The 13,617-nt window shown below is 74.3% G+C and carries 12 protein-coding genes; 4 read left to right on the plus strand and 8 right to left on the minus strand.

The window, feature by feature from the left end; genetic code table 11:
• Nucleotides 1–180 precede the first annotated feature (180 nt).
• From CBOVI_RS01905 to CBOVI_RS01925, 5 genes are all read right to left on the minus strand, one after another.
• Nucleotides 181–1,131 carry an alpha/beta fold hydrolase gene (locus tag CBOVI_RS01905; protein WP_125187310.1) on the minus strand — a complete coding sequence of 317 codons (951 nt, stop codon included), beginning with the start codon at nucleotides 1,129–1,131 and terminating at the stop codon, nucleotides 181–183.
• Between the two features lie 120 nt (nucleotides 1,132–1,251).
• Nucleotides 1,252–2,139, minus strand: coding sequence for a siderophore-interacting protein (locus tag CBOVI_RS01910; protein ID WP_183273729.1), 888 nt, complete (start codon nucleotides 2,137–2,139; stop codon nucleotides 1,252–1,254).
• Nucleotides 2,136–3,014, minus strand: coding sequence for an ABC transporter ATP-binding protein (locus CBOVI_RS01915; protein WP_232625981.1), 879 nt, complete (start codon nucleotides 3,012–3,014; stop codon nucleotides 2,136–2,138). Before CBOVI_RS01915 ends, CBOVI_RS01910 begins: the two co-directional genes overlap by 4 nt.
• A 116-nt stretch (nucleotides 3,015–3,130) precedes the next feature.
• Nucleotides 3,131–4,267: a FecCD family ABC transporter permease gene (locus CBOVI_RS01920; protein WP_010270307.1), complete on the minus strand. Its 1,137-nt coding sequence runs from the start codon at nucleotides 4,265–4,267 to the stop codon at nucleotides 3,131–3,133.
• Nucleotides 4,267–5,358, minus strand: a complete 1,092-nt coding sequence (locus CBOVI_RS01925) for a FecCD family ABC transporter permease (RefSeq protein WP_010270310.1) — start codon at nucleotides 5,356–5,358, stop codon at nucleotides 4,267–4,269. Before CBOVI_RS01925 ends, CBOVI_RS01920 begins: the two co-directional genes overlap by 1 nt.
• Before the next feature lie 512 nt (nucleotides 5,359–5,870).
• Here CBOVI_RS01925 and rplN point away from each other — a divergent pair.
• The 3 genes from rplN to rplE are packed head-to-tail and all read left to right on the plus strand — an operon-like array spanning nucleotide 5,871 to nucleotide 7,128.
• Nucleotides 5,871–6,242 carry a 50S ribosomal protein L14 gene (rplN, locus tag CBOVI_RS01930; protein WP_010270312.1) on the plus strand — a complete coding sequence of 124 codons (372 nt, stop codon included), beginning with the start codon at nucleotides 5,871–5,873 and terminating at the stop codon, nucleotides 6,240–6,242.
• Nucleotides 6,242–6,556, plus strand: coding sequence for a 50S ribosomal protein L24 (rplX, locus tag CBOVI_RS01935; RefSeq protein WP_010270314.1), 315 nt, complete (start codon nucleotides 6,242–6,244; stop codon nucleotides 6,554–6,556). Before rplN ends, rplX begins: the two co-directional genes overlap by 1 nt.
• Nucleotides 6,556–7,128, plus strand: a complete 573-nt coding sequence (gene rplE, locus CBOVI_RS01940; protein WP_010270317.1) for a 50S ribosomal protein L5 — start codon at nucleotides 6,556–6,558, stop codon at nucleotides 7,126–7,128. The genes rplX and rplE overlap by 1 nt, the downstream gene beginning before the upstream one ends.
• A 181-nt stretch (nucleotides 7,129–7,309) precedes the next feature.
• Here the strand turns inward: rplE and CBOVI_RS01945 are convergent, their stop codons facing one another.
• From CBOVI_RS01945 to CBOVI_RS01955, 3 genes are all read right to left on the minus strand, one after another.
• The gene (locus CBOVI_RS01945) at nucleotides 7,310–9,277 is read right to left on the minus strand and encodes an HtaA domain-containing protein (protein ID WP_183273730.1); all 1,968 of its coding nucleotides are present in this window, start codon (nucleotides 9,275–9,277) and stop codon (nucleotides 7,310–7,312) included.
• A 175-nt stretch (nucleotides 9,278–9,452) separates the two neighbouring features.
• Complete coding sequence (locus CBOVI_RS01950; RefSeq protein WP_125187177.1) at nucleotides 9,453–10,652, minus strand: heme/hemin ABC transporter substrate-binding protein; 1,200 nt, start codon at nucleotides 10,650–10,652, stop codon at nucleotides 9,453–9,455.
• 54 nt (nucleotides 10,653–10,706) lie between these two features.
• Nucleotides 10,707–12,755: an HtaA domain-containing protein gene (locus tag CBOVI_RS01955; protein WP_125187176.1), complete on the minus strand. Its 2,049-nt coding sequence runs from the start codon at nucleotides 12,753–12,755 to the stop codon at nucleotides 10,707–10,709.
• 81 nt (nucleotides 12,756–12,836) lie between these two features.
• Here CBOVI_RS01955 and CBOVI_RS01960 point away from each other — a divergent pair, with 81 nt between their 5' ends.
• Entirely contained in the window at nucleotides 12,837–13,568 is a 732-nt protein-coding gene (locus CBOVI_RS01960) for a hypothetical protein (RefSeq protein ID WP_125187175.1), read from the plus strand.
• Nucleotides 13,569–13,617 lie beyond the last annotated feature (49 nt).

Raw genomic sequence — 13,617 nt, forward strand, 5'->3', positions numbered from 1 at the left:
CACAGGGCCGTTCCCCGTTGTCGGGGAGCGGCCCGTCGTCGTGTCCGGGGCCGGTCACGCCCGCCGCGCCCGCTCAGGTGTGGTTCCCGACGGTGCCCGTCCCCCGGGGCCGCTCACGTCCCGTTCCCGACGGTGCCCGCCCGCCGGCCGCCGCTCCTGCCCGCCCGCCGCGCGCCCCGCTCAGCGGCCGGCGAGGAACTCGAGGATGACCCGGTTGACCTCGTCGGGCCGCTCGAGGTACCCCCAGTGGCCCGTCCGCGGGACCTCCCGGTACGTCGCCCCCGGCACGGTCGCGGCGACGTCACGGACCTGGGCCGGGGTGACGACGCGGTCGTCGCCGTAGGCGAGCGCGAGGCACGGCCGGCGGATCGTCGCGTACTCCGCGTGCAGGTCCCACGGCCGGTCCGGGTCCGCGTGGTCGCTCGGGGTCGTCGGCGGGGTGCCGGGCCGGTCCGTCGCCGCGCCCCCGTCGCCGGCGGCCGTCGCACCCGCCGGCCCGCGTCGGGCCGTCGTCCCCCTCCCGTCCCCACCCCGGGCGGACAGGTGCCGGGAGAGGGCGATGACGTCGAGCCACTCGCGCTCCCGGGCCGGGTCCGCGAGCGTCGCGGGTGAGAGGTTCCGCGCGGCGGTGAGCGCGTCGAGGTACTCCGGCTCCTCCCTCGCGAGCAGCGCCGCGGCCCGGTCACCCCGCGCGGAGAGCACCTGGGCGGTCCGGGGCGCGGCGGCGTGCGCGGCGGCCATGACGCACCGCGTGACGAGCCCGGGGTGGCGGGCCGTGAGCGAGCCGGCGATCCGCGCGCCGAGGGACGTCCCGACGACCGCCGCCGGGCCGTCACCGGTGCGGCGGATGATGTCGGCGGCGTCGTCGACGAGCTCGCCGAACGTGAACGGCCCGCGGTCGACCGTGCCGGCGGCGCGGTGGTCGTAGGTGAGGACCTCGTAGCCGGCGTCGACGAACGCCGGGACCTGGTGCAGCGTCCACGTCCGCCCGGACGCGCCCTGGCCCATGATGAGCAGCAGCCGCGGGCGGGGGCGGCCGGTGGCGGGGTCGGTCGCCGGGCCGTGGTGCGTGACGGGGCCGGTGGCGGGGGTGGGGGTCGTGCGCGTCGGGCCGGTGCGGGGTCGCGTCATGTGGGGTCTCCGTCGGGGGTCGGGGGGTTCGGGTGCGGTGGTCGGGAGGTCCGGGGGAGGGGGACGACGCGCCCCTCCGCGGCGGCCCCGCCCCCACGGGGTCGGGGGCGTCAGTCCGGGTCAGGGGCGTTCGCGGCCGAGGATCCAGTACGTCACCCAGCGGACGTCGGCCCCCGCGAGCCCCCACGTGTCGACGAGCACCCGGCGGACGTCCTTGCACAGGCCCTGTTCGCCGCACACCCAGGCGTACCCCGCGCCGGTCGCGGGGTGGCCGGCGGCGGCCCAGCCGGAGAGCAGCGTCGTCACCTCCCGGGCCTGCTCCGTGACCGTCGCCCCGGTGACGGTGGCGAGGGTGCCCACGGACCCCTCCCACTCGTCGCGGAGGCCCGGCTCGAGGTCGGCGGGGCCGGAGGCGAGGACGACGACGTGCAGGTCGGCGAGTTCCGCGGGGTGGTGGTCGCGGGTGAACTCGAGGATCGAGCGGAGGGCCGGGACGGCGGTCGGGTCGGCGACGAGGAGCTGGCGGGTGGAGGCCCGGCACCAGATGCCGCCGGCCGGGCTCACCGCGCACCGCCGGCCGGGGCGGGCCCGGAGCGCCCAGCGGGAGCCGGGGCCGGAGTCGCCGTGGACGAGGACGTCGACGTCGATCTCGCCGGTGGGGGAGCCGTCCGGGGCGACGGTGTCCCGGCGGAGGTTCCGCACGCTGTACCAGCGCAGGAGGGGGCGGTCGGGGGCGGGCAGGGCGTTCACCGCGGCGCGGAGGTTCGTGCCGGTCGGGTCGACGGGCGGGACCGCGCGGCCCGGCTCCGGCATGAGCAGGCCGAGGTACTCGTCCGGGCCGGTGAGGACGAGGTCGCGGAACGCCGGGGAGGACAGGGTGAGGCGGCGGATCGACGCGGCGGGCGAGGTCACCGCCGTGACCGTGGCGGGGAGGACCGGGGTGTCCGCGCGGCCGGGTTCCGTCGGGAGGGAGAGGTCGCGGACGGCGGTGGCGGGGGTCGTGGTCACGGGGTCCTCCCGGGGCCGGCGTGGGCGTGGCCCGGGGTGGCGGTGGCGGCGTGGTCCGGGGTGCTGGCGGCGGTGGCGGCGTGGCCCGGGGCGTCCGCGCGGCCCCGGGGCGCGCACGGGACGATGAGGGGCCCGCCGGTCACCGGGTCGTCGACGACGACGGCGTCGAGGTCGAACACGTCCTTGAGCAGCTCGGCGGTGATGATGTCCCCCGGGGCACCGGTGGCGACGACCGCCCCGTCGCGCATGACGATGAGGTGGTCCGAGTAGCGCACCGCGAGGTTGAGGTCGTGGAGGACCATGACGACGGTCCGGTCGAGGGCCGAGCGGAGGTCCGCGACGAGGTCGAGGATCTCGATGGAGTGGGAGAGGTCGAGGAACGTCGTCGGCTCGTCGAGGAAGAGGATGTCCGTGTGCTGGGCGAGGACCATGGAGATCCACACCCGCTGCCGTTGGCCGCCGGACAGGGACTCGACGCGTCGTTCCGCGAGGTCCGCGACATTCGTCAGCTCGAGGGCGCGGAGCACCTCCTCCTCGTCCGTCGACGACCACTGGCGGATCCACGACTGGTGCGGGTGACGCCCCCGGGCCACGAGGTCGGAGACGATGAGGCCCTCCGGGGCGACGGGCGACTGCGGGAGGACACCGATCCGGCGGGCGAGGTCCCGGCGGCGCATCGACGAGATGTCGTCGCCGCCGAGGGTGACCCGGCCGGACCGGGACGGGATGAGCCGGCACACGGCGCGGAGGAAGGTCGACTTGCCGCAGCCGTTCGGCCCGATGACGGTCGTCACGGCGCCGCCGGGGATGGTCGTCGTGAGGTCGTCGATGATGAGGCTGTCACCGTAGCCGACGGACAGCCCGTCCACGGCGATGCGGTGGTCGGGGACACGGTCGACGGGGGCCGGGTCCCCGGGGAGCGCGTGCGCGGGGGCGTGGCCGGGGGCGTGCGTGGGGAGGTGCTGGCGGTTCACGGGGAGGCTCCTGACGGTCACGTGGTGGTCCGGCGGTTGTTCCGGACGAGGAGGTGGATGAGGAAGACACCGCCGACGGCCGAGGTCAGCAGGCCGACGGGAAGCTCGACGGGCAGCAGCGACTGCGTGATGATGTCCGCGCCGATGAGCAGCACCGCCCCGGTGAGGGCCGACGCGATGAGCGGCGGTGCCGCGACCCGGGTGAGGCGGAGCGCCACCTGCGGGGCGACGAACGCGACGAAGCCGATCGGCCCGGAGGCGGCGACGGCCACCGCCGCGAGCGCGACGGACAGGCCGAGGAGCACCACCTGGGTGGCGCGGGTGTTCTGTCCGAGGGCCGTCGCCGTGTCCGGCCCGAGGAGGCTCGCGAGCAGCCGGAACGCGATCCACGCGGTGACCGGGATGCACACGACGACGAGCAGGCTGATCGGCAGGGTGCGCTGCCACGTCGACGACCCCAGGGAGCCGGTGAGCCACATCTGGGCCGTCGCGGCGTCGCGGGTGTCGGCCGTCGTCAGCAGGTAGCTGATGTACGCCTCGAGCAGGGCCGAGACGATGATGCCGAAGAGGACGAGGCGGAAGGGGTCCGCGCCCCGCCGGGCGGCGAGTAGCCAGATGACCAGCGCCGTCGCGACCGCCCCGAGCAGGGCGGCGACCGGGGTGCCGACCGACGCGAGCCAGCCGGCGAGCCCGCCGCCGCTGCCGAGGATGATGACCGTCGCCGCGGCGGCGGAGGCGCCCTTCGTGATGCCGAGGATGTCCGGGCTGGCCAGGGAGTTGCGGGTGACGGACTGGGTCAGCGCCCCGGACAGGCCGAGCGCCGCGCCGACGGCGAGCCCGGTCACCGCGCGGGGCATCCGCCAGTCGAGGACGACGAGCCGCTCGATGCGGGTGCCGTCGCCCGTGAACAGCACCCGGAGGACCTTCCACACGCTGAGCGGGTAGTCCCCGAGCCCGATCGACGCGGCGAAGAGGAACACCGCGGCGACCGCGAGGATGAGGGTCACGGCGACGGGCCACGGGCGCCACACCGTCGACACCGGCCCGAGGCGCAGGGCGGGGCGTCCCGGGACGCGGGCCTCCCGGATGTGCCGGGTGAGGAGGCCGGCCCGGGGGGAGCGGTCCGTGGGTGGGGTGGAGGTCGACGCCGTCATCAGATGGACACCACCTTCCGCCGCGAGATGAGGACGATGAAGAACGGCGCCCCGACGAACGCCAGCACGATCCCGACCTGGAGTTCCCCGGGGCGGGCGATGACGCGGCCGACGACGTCGGCGAAGAGGATGAGGACCGACCCGGCGAGGGCCGAGTACGGCAGGATCCACCGGTAGTCCGGGCCCGTCACCGCGCGCACGATGTGCGGCACGACGAGCCCGATGAAGCCCACCGGGCCGGCGGCCGCGGTCGCGGCGCCGGCGAGGAGGGAGATGAGGAGCATCCCGCCGACCCGGGCGCGGCCGGTGTCCACGCCGAGCGCGGAGGCGACGTCGTCCCCGAGGTTGAGCAGGTTGAGCTGCGGGCCCGTCGCGAGGGCGAGGACGAGGCCGACGACGATGAACGGCAGCACCCCCCAGAACACCGTGAGGTCCCGGCCTGCGACCGAGCCGACGGTCCAGAACCGCATCCGGTCGAGGTTGTTGTCGTCGGTGAGGACGAGCGAGCTGGTGACCGAGCCGAGGACGGCCGAGAGCGCCGCCCCGCCGAGGATGAGCGTCAGGGGGTTGACCTGCCCGTTCCCGATCGACGCGAGGGCGAAGACGAGGGCCGTCGCGACGACCGCGCCGCCGAACGCCCACACGGACGTCGCCACGGCGCCGGTGACGCCGAAGAGCGCGAAGGAACCGACGACGGCGAGGGCTGCGCCGGAGGACACCCCGAGGATCCCCGGGTCCGCGAGCGGGTTCCGGGTGTGGCCCTGGATGAGCGCGCCGGCGACGCCGAGCGCCGCGCCGACGACGAGCGCGATGAGCGTCCGGGGGACGCGGAGTTCGGCGATGACCCGCAGGTCCGGGTCGGCGGAGGCGGGGTCGGCCATCGCGGCGCGGATCGAGCCGAGGCTGTCGAGGACGGTGCCGAGGGGGATCTCGCGCGCGCCGAGGGCGATGCTGAGAACGAGGCCGACGAGGAGGAGGCCGACGAGGACGACGAGGCCGGTCAGCCGCCGGACGCGGAGGGAGGTCGACGCGCGCCGGCGGGGGGCCGGGGAGTCCCGCCGCCGGGTCTCCGGGGGGTCGGTGAGCTGCATGTGGGTCGCTTCTCCGGGTCGTGGGCGTGGGCGTCGGGCGGGGCCGGGCGGCCGGTCGGACGCGGGTCGGGGCCCGTGGCCGGCGACTCCCGGGGGGCTGGGGCCAGCTGGATAGCCTTACCTCACGTGTGAGGCACGGGTTCACCATACTCTGTGTTTCTGATGCTGCATATCCCCGGGGAGGGGGCGAGGGGAGGAGTGAGGGGAGGGGCGGGAGCCCGCCGGTGGGCGGGCGGCGACCGTGCGGGACGGGGCGGCGCGCGGGGAGGTGGGCGTCGCCACCGGGGCCGGGCCGCGGGGAGGTGGGCGTCGTCCCTGGACCCGGTGGGTCGGGGATTTGTCCGGCTTTCCGGGGGCGTGGCATACTGTGCAGGTTGTCTCGCGGGGGGACCGCCGACCGGCCGTACCGTCATGACGGTGCACCGGTCCGCGGACCTGCGGGGCATGGACCAGGTGCGTGAGGGTCGGAAATCCCGCGCACGTGTACCTACTAGGTCTACGAGGAGACTCAAGTGATTCAGCAGGAATCGCGTCTGCGAGTTGCCGACAACACCGGTGCCAGGGAAATCCTGGTCATCCGCGTGCTCGGCGGCTCCACCCGACGCTTCGGCGGTATCGGTGACGTCGTCGTCGCCACCGTCAAGGAGGCGGCCCCGGGCGGCAACGTCAAGTCCGGCGACGTCGTCAAGGCCGTCATCGTCCGTGCGAAGAAGGAGACCCGTCGCGCCGACGGCTCCTACATCCGTTTCGACGAGAACGCGGCCGTTCTCATCCGTGCCAACGACAACGATCCGCGCGGTACCCGTATCTTCGGCCCGGTGGCCCGTGAGCTGCGTGAGAAGCGCTTCATGAAGATCGTGTCCCTTGCTCCGGAGGTGCTCTAATGAAGATCCGTAAGGGCGACAACGTTCTGGTCATCTCCGGCCCCGACAAGGGTGCCAAGGGCCGCGTCATCGAGGCCTACCCGCAGCGGGACAAGGTCCTCGTCGAGGGCGTCAACCGCATCAAGAAGCACGTCGCGAACTCCGCTCCGGAGCGGGGTGCCGAGTCCGGTGGCATCGTCACGCAGGAGGCCCCGATCCACGTCTCCAACGTCATGGTCCTGGACTCCGACGGCAACCCCACCCGCGTCGGCTACCGCTTCGACGAGAACGGCAAGAAGGTCCGTATCTCGCGTCGCAACGGGAAGGACATCTAATGGCTGAGAACTACACCCCCCGTCTGAAGACCCGCTACCGCGACGAGATCCGGGAGTCCCTGACCAAGGAGTTCTCCTACGAGAACGTCATGCAGATCCCCGGCGTGACGAAGGTCGTCGTGAACATGGGCGTCGGCGACGCCGCCCGTGACTCCAAGCTCATCAACGGCGCGATCAACGACCTGACCCTCATCACGGGTCAGAAGCCGCAGATCCGCACGGCGAAGAAGGCCATCGCGAACTTCAAGCTCCGCGAGGGCATGCCCATCGGCGCCCGGGTCACCCTCCGTGGCGACCGCATGTGGGAGTTCCTCGACCGTCTGCTGACGGTCGCGCTGCCCCGCATCCGTGACTTCCGTGGTCTCTCCGACCAGCAGTTCGACGGTCACGGCAACTACACCTTCGGTCTCAACGAGCAGTCCATGTTCTACGAGATCGACGTCGACAAGATCGACCGTCCGCGCGGCATGAACATCACCGTCGTGACGACCGCCACCTCGAACGACGAGGGCCGGGCGCTCCTGCGCGAGCTCGGCTTCCCGTTCAAGGCCGGCCAGAAGGCCGCCGACTAGGCGTCCGTCCGCCACACGGGGAAAGCCCCGTCCCCGGTCCGAGTGACCGGGGGCGGGGCTTCGTCGTGTCTGTGGTGCGGGCGACCGGGGGGCAGCCGGCACCGGTGGGGGCGGTGACCCGGGGGTCAGCGGGCACCGGTGGGGGCGACTGGGGGGCAGCCGGCACCGGTGCCGCTGCAGGTCAGCGGTGCAGGAACGTCCGGAGCAGGAACAGCAGCCCGCTCACCGCCGCGCTGATGATGAGCCCGGGGATGAACGCGAGCTGGAACCGCGCGCCGGAGAGCTCGACCGACGACCCGGACGAGCCCGTGGACGAGCCGGCGGGGGCCGTCGGGGTCGCGGCCGGGGTCGACGGGGCCGGGGCGGAGGTCGACGCCGACGCCCCGGCGAGGGAGCCGGGCAGGCTGCCCTGGACCGTGCCGGTGCCGGTCGCTCCGCCGAAGAGGCCGCGGATCGCGGTCCACAGCGGGGTCAGGAAGGACAGGAACGGCAGGTTCAGGGACCCGACGGGCTCCGGCGCGGGCGTCGGCGTGGGCGTCGGCTTCGGCGCCGGCGCCTGGGTGGTGGGCGTGGCCGGGGTGCTCGGAGCCGGCGCGGGCTCGGTGGTCGGCTTCGCCTCCGTGGTCGGGGCGGGCTCGGTGGTCGGCTTCGCCTCGGTGGTCGGGGCGGGCTTCGGCGCCTGGGTGGTGGGCTTCGCCTCGGTCGTCGGCGCGGGCTTCGGCGCGGGCTCGGTGGTCGGCTTCGCCTCGGTGGTCGGAGCAGGCTTCGGCGCGGGCTCCGTGGTGGGCTTCGCCTCGGTGGTCGGCGCGGGCTTCGGCGCGGGCTCGGTGGTGGGCTTCGCCTCCGTGGTCGGGGCGGGCTTCGGCGCGGGCTCGGTGGTGGGCTTCGCCTCGGTCGTCGGCGCCGGGGTCGTGAACGTGACCGGGGTGAACGTCTCGAACGTCGGCACCTCCGCCCCGCCGCCCGGGTACGTGTAGATGCCGTAGACACCGTCGGTGATGCCCTTCTCGGCGGCCGCGGCGTCGGCCGCCGCCTTGTCGACGAGCAGCGTCGCCGAGAACGCCCCGTCCGGCGTCAGCGGCGTCGCCCCCAGGGCGGTCCCGCCGATGAGCGGGACGAGCTCGGCGGGCACGGCCCAGTTGACCGAGGCGTACGGCCGGCCGCTGGACGGCACACCCGCGGACGGCTTCCACGTCGCCGGGAACTTGCCGAAGGCCACGTACACCCCGGAGCTCATGCCGGGGAACGGAGGCCGGGTGGAGACCGCCGCCGGGTGCGTGAAGCCGGTGCCGGTGACCGTCACGGCCTCGGAGCGGGCCGCGTCGAACTCCGTCCGGCTGACGGCGACCTGCGGGTTCCCGACCGGGACCTCCGGGGGCGGCGGCGGGCACTCCCGCTCGACGGTGAACGACCCGGAGATCGGGTCGACCCAGCCGTCGCTCTCCCCGTAGAAGTTGCCGAAGGCCTTGAGCCCCTCCGTCGTGAACTGACCCCGGCCGGCCTCGCCGGACCCGGAGGTGAACGTGACCGTCCCACCCTCGGCGGGGACGACGACCGGCTGGGTGAGCGTCCACGTTGCGACGTCGACGTCGGGCGAGTCGACCCACGGCCCGAGGCTCTCGGCGTTCACGAAGGTCCGCGCCTTCATGTAGGCCTTGAGCGTGGCCGTCGTGCCCTTGATGATGAGGCGGAACGCGGAGAAGGTGTCGTCGAGGATCGGCTGCTTGTCGGCGCGCTCGTAGGCGTGGCCGGTGATGTGGACGCTGCCCCTGGTGGCCAGCATGATCGACTGGGTCGGGTCGATCTCGTCGGGCATGGTCGGGAAGGAGAACGAGCGCGGGTTGCCCTTGCCGAACGGGCCGTTCGGCTTGGGGTCCTGACCGACGACGTCGCCGTCGACCGTGATCGTGCCCCGGGCGATGGGCCCGTTGATGTAGTTGATGAAGCTGTTGCGCAGGCCCCACGACCAGCTGCCGGAGGTGGTGCGGTAGATCGCGTCACTGTCGGCGCAGGTGGGGGAGGGGGTCGACGCGGGCTGTGCCGACGTCCCCGCCGCGGCGTCGGCGGCCGTGGCGGTGGGGACGGTGACGGGCGCCAGGGCGACGGATGTCGCCGTGACGACGGTGAGGGCGGCGCGGTGAAGTCGCATCCCAGTGAAACCTTTCGTGCGGGAACGTGAGGCACCTGTTGCCTCACACTCGGGTCGTGCGGACGGGAGTGGTCCCCGGCGGCCGCGGTGGGCCGGGCGGGGTGGTGGTGGCACGGTGTGCCCCCGGGGTGTGAGGGAGGTGGCGGAACGGGGTCCCACCGGGATGTGAGGGAGGTCAGCCCTGGTAGAGGGCCTTGGCGAAGGCGAGGACCATCTCTCCGGCCTGCGGTCCGAAGCTGAGGGCCTGGCTGTCGGGGATCGCGACGATGCGCGGCGTCTTCCCGGCGGTGGTCTCTGCGATGCCGGGGCGTTTCAGGAGGCCGTCGAGCCCGCCCGTCGACTCGAGCCCCTGGGACATCATGACGATGACCTCGGGGTTGAGCTGGGCGAGGGCTTCGGCGGTCGCCGGTGTCATGTCACCGATCTTCCGGTCGGCGGCGGCGTCGTGGCCGCCGACCGACTCGAAGAGGTCGGTGGTCCCGCTGTCAGGGCCGAGGATGAAGAAGACGCCGCCCGTGCCCCTGGCGTACACGAACGCCATGCGCAGCGGGTCGGCCGGGACGATCTTCTTCACGGTGTCCGAGGCGCGAGAGAGCTCGTCCCCGGCCCTGGTCGCCAGCGACTCCCCGACGTCGGGGAGTCCGACGACCCCCGCGATGGTGCGGATGTCGTCGCCGATGGCGTCCATGGTGTGCTTGGGGTTGATGACGGCGACGGTGACGCCGGCGTCACGGATCTGGTCGATCGCCTCCCGCGGGCCGATGGAGTGGTCCACGATGACGAGCGACGGGTGGAGGTTGAGGACCGCCTCGACGTTGATGTTGTGGCCGCCCTGCGTGACGACCGGCAGCTCCTTGAGGCTGGGCTCCTCGGACGACACGGTGCGGCCGACGATGTTGTCCCGCAGGCCGAGCCCCGCGACGGTGCGGGACGTCGTCCCGTAGAGGTCGAGGGGGAGGATCCGCGAGACGTCGCTGACGGTGACGTCGTACCCGTCGGCGTCGGTGAGGGACACGGGCAGCGACGGTGACGGGGAGTCCGTGACCGGGGTGACGTCACCGACGGAGTCGGCCGTCGACAGGCCCCGGAGGGAGCGCGGGTCCGGGGGTGTGGAGGTGGTGAAGGCCGCGAGGGCGGCGTCGAAGGTCGTCTCCTGCGCCTCGGCGCGGTTCCCGGAGTTGTCGACGTTGAGCCCGCACGCGGAGAGCAGCAGTCCCGCGACGGTGAGCGCGGCGACGACACCGCGGGCCCGGCGGGCCCGGCCGCGGCGGTCGCGCGCGCCGGGGCCGGCGGCCGGGCCGGTGCCCGGGCTGACACCCGGGGCGTGGCCGGACCCGGGGGGACAGGCGCTGGCTGAATGTGACACAGGAGTCATACTTGAGGTCCTTTCCTGGGTGGTGTCCGCCATCCTCCGCGTGCCGGGGGCACGTCACGCATTCGGGTGCCTGCTGGTGAGGAACAGGCAGGCTCCCGCGGCGGCGAGGAGAGCGGCGCTCATACCCATGAATTGAGCCACAGATACACCCGTATTAGCCAGGGTGCCGGTGCTCGCGCCGGCCGGCGCCGCACCCGCGCCGTTCTTGAACGTGACGTTCCCGGACCCGGACTGCCCGCCCGACGTCGCCCCGGACGCGTCGGCGGCGGCCGCGGCCGCGGGCGTCCCCGCGGCACCACCGGTGGCCGGCGGGGTGGCGGCCGCGCCGCCGGTCGTCCCGCCGCCCCCGGCCGCCGTCGGCGTGCCGCACGCGGTCTTCGAGCCGGTCAGCGTCGCACTGACGGTGATGGGGTCGAGCTCGGTGCCCGGGGCGTAGAAGTCGGCGAACGCCTGCGACCCCTTCGCGGTGAGCGCGACGTTCGCGGTGCCGTTCACCGCGGAGTCGGTGAGGTTGAGCGACGTGAACGTGAGCTGGCCGAACTCGACCCGCCCGTAGTCCACCGGGGTGCCCTCCATCGTGTTCGACACGACGGAGGCGATGAGGGTGCCCTGGTTGCCGTTGACGGTGATCTCCGGGTTGCTGACCTTGAGGTCGAGGATGCCCTTGTGGCCGGTGAAGCGGACGGTGCCGTCGGCCTTGATGTCGCCGGTCTTCGTCCCGGGGTCGGCGGTGCCGGACGTGCCCTTCCAGTGGAACTGGCTGCCGTCGTACGTGGCGCCCTGCATCTCCCACGAGCCCTTGGCGATGGAGCCGGTGATGTAGCTGCGGAAGGACTGCTTGAAGCCCCACGCGATCTCGGTCTGGCCGGCCGCGATGCAGCTCGTCGCGGCGCCCGCCGCGGCGGCCGGGGCGGTGCCCGCGGCCCCGCCCGCGGCGCCGGCGCCGGTGCCGCCCGCGGGGCCGGTCGTCGCACCGGTGGTCCCGGTCGGCCCGGCGTAGCCGCCGGACGGGGTGGACGCGCCCGCCCCCGTGCCCCCGGTGCCCCCGCCGGCCGGGGCGGGGGAGGTGGGCGCGGTGGTCCCGGCGCCGGTCGTCGGGTTGGTCTTGGGGACGCCGGGGAGGAGCTCGGCGGTCGGGGTCTGGCCGGTGACGACGGCCTGGGTCAGCGCGGCCGGGTTGAACTTCGCGCCGAGGGCGGAGACGGCCTCGATGAGCAGGCCGGTCTGCGTGGCGACGGTGGTGAGGTTCTGGAGGAAGCGTGTCGTCGCGCCGAGGGAGTCGTCGTCGTTCGGGGCGGGGAACGGGCTCGGGGACGACCCGACCGGCGGGGTGGCCGGCGGGGTCACCGGGGGCGTGGTGCCCGGGGGCCGGGTGGGGTCGTAGAGCGTCTCCGGCGCCTCCGGGCGGCTGCCGCACCGCTGCGCGGTCGCGGTGTGGAGGGTGAGGTCGTCCATGGCCAGCCCGGCCTCGTAGAAGCCGGCGAAGGCGGCGGCCCCGTCGGCGGTGAGGACGACCCGCCCGGTCTGCTCGTCGTCACCGGCGATGTCCTCGGTGAAGGTGACGTCGGCGAGCCGCACCCGGGACCCGGACATCGGGACGACGTTCCCCTCGACGTCCTGGGAGCTCACGAGGGCGGTGAGGTCGGCGTGGCGGGCGTCGCGGACGTTGAGCCGGAGGTCGTCGAGGCTGGTCCGGAGGATCCCCCCGTGGCCGGTGAAGGTCACCCCGCCGCCGGAGGGCAGCGCGCCGGTCTCCGGGGTGCCGGCGAGCGACGCGGCGGCGGTCAGCGGGAACGTCCAGCCGCCGGTGGGCCGGTCGGCGCCGGTGTCCGTGGCCGGGGCCGTCGTCGTCCACGCGCCCTTGGCGATCGGGCCGCGGATGTACGAGCGGAAGGACTGCTTGACGCCCCAGCTGATGTCGCCGGTGACGGCGGTCCAGGGGTCGGTGCACGCGGCCGGGGCGGGGGCGGCGGCGGGCTGCGGGGCGGCAGCGACGGTCACGGGGGTGGCGGCCCCGAGGAGGACGACGGTGGCGGCGCCGGCGGCCACGCAGGTCGTCCGCGGGGACCGCCGCAGCTGGCGGAGCAGGGAGGATGTGGACACGATGGCTCACTCTCAGGTGGAACTAAGTTTTCGTTGCGTAACCTAGCATGGGTTTCCTAGGTGAGGCTATGCTTCACTTCCATGACCCACGTCACGTCTGCCCCACCCCCGGACGTCGCCGCCCCCGCCGACGTCGACCCGCACCGCCCGATCGACACCACCCTCACCGAACGCCTCCTCCTCGCCCTCGCGGCGGGCGCCCTCTCCGGCGCCGTGACCTGGCCGAACGTCACCGCCGCCGCGGTCGCGGCCCTCGCGTTCGGGCTCATCGTCATGATGGTCATCGTGCGGCCGGACCGCCTCCGCCGGCGGGCGGTCCGCCGGGAGCTGCCCCGGTTGGACTGGGAGGAGTACTCGCGGGGTCGCGGCGTCGTCCCCCTCCAGATCGTCACCTGGCTGGTGGTGTACGCGCTCGTGACCGTCCGGCTGCTGTGGGGTCCGAAGGACGGCTGGCAGCACATCGCGACGTGCGTGCTGGTCGGGGTGCTCGCGGCGGTGCTGGTCTTCTACCTGCCCGGGTTCACGCGGCAGCGCGGGGCCGGCCGCGCCGGCCGGGACGGGGACGGCGGGGACGGGGACGGTGACGGGACCGGTGACGGTCCCGGGGAGGGTGACGGTCCGGGGGAGGGGGACGACGCCGGGACCCCGGGCCCGGGGACCCGCCGCGACGGGGTGTGGGTCGGGGAGGGGGACGACGCCCGCCTCCGCGGCCCGGGCGCGGGCGACATCGCCGACGCGCCGACGACCGTGTTCGGCCGGGCGCCCCGGCCGGGGCCGGCGGGGGAGCGGGGGCCCGGGGCCGGGGAGGTCTGAGCCGGCGCGACCGTGCCGGCCGGTCCCGGCTGCGGCCGGCCCCGGATCA

This window comes from Corynebacterium bovis DSM 20582 = CIP 54.80, assembly GCF_030408615.1.
GTDB classification, from domain to species: Bacteria; Actinomycetota; Actinomycetes; order Mycobacteriales; family Mycobacteriaceae; genus Corynebacterium; species Corynebacterium bovis.

Excerpts from the sequence above, each read along its gene's own strand:
- CBOVI_RS01905 (WP_125187310.1), bottom strand. The coding sequence starts at position 1,131 with ATGACGCGACCCCGCACCGGCCCGACGCGCACGACCCCCACCCCCGCC.
- CBOVI_RS01920 (WP_010270307.1), bottom strand. The coding sequence starts at position 4,267 with ATGACGGCGTCGACCTCCACCCCACCCACGGACCGCTCCCCCCGGGCC.
- CBOVI_RS01925 (WP_010270310.1), bottom strand. The coding sequence starts at position 5,358 with ATGCAGCTCACCGACCCCCCGGAGACCCGGCGGCGGGACTCCCCGGCC.
- rplX (WP_010270314.1), top strand. The coding sequence starts at position 6,242 with ATGAAGATCCGTAAGGGCGACAACGTTCTGGTCATCTCCGGCCCCGAC.
- rplE (WP_010270317.1), top strand. The coding sequence starts at position 6,556 with ATGGCTGAGAACTACACCCCCCGTCTGAAGACCCGCTACCGCGACGAG.
- CBOVI_RS01945 (WP_183273730.1), bottom strand. The coding sequence starts at position 9,277 with ATGCGACTTCACCGCGCCGCCCTCACCGTCGTCACGGCGACATCCGTC.
- CBOVI_RS01950 (WP_125187177.1), bottom strand. The coding sequence starts at position 10,652 with ATGACTCCTGTGTCACATTCAGCCAGCGCCTGTCCCCCCGGGTCCGGC.
- CBOVI_RS01960 (WP_125187175.1), top strand. The coding sequence starts at position 12,837 with ATGACCCACGTCACGTCTGCCCCACCCCCGGACGTCGCCGCCCCCGCC.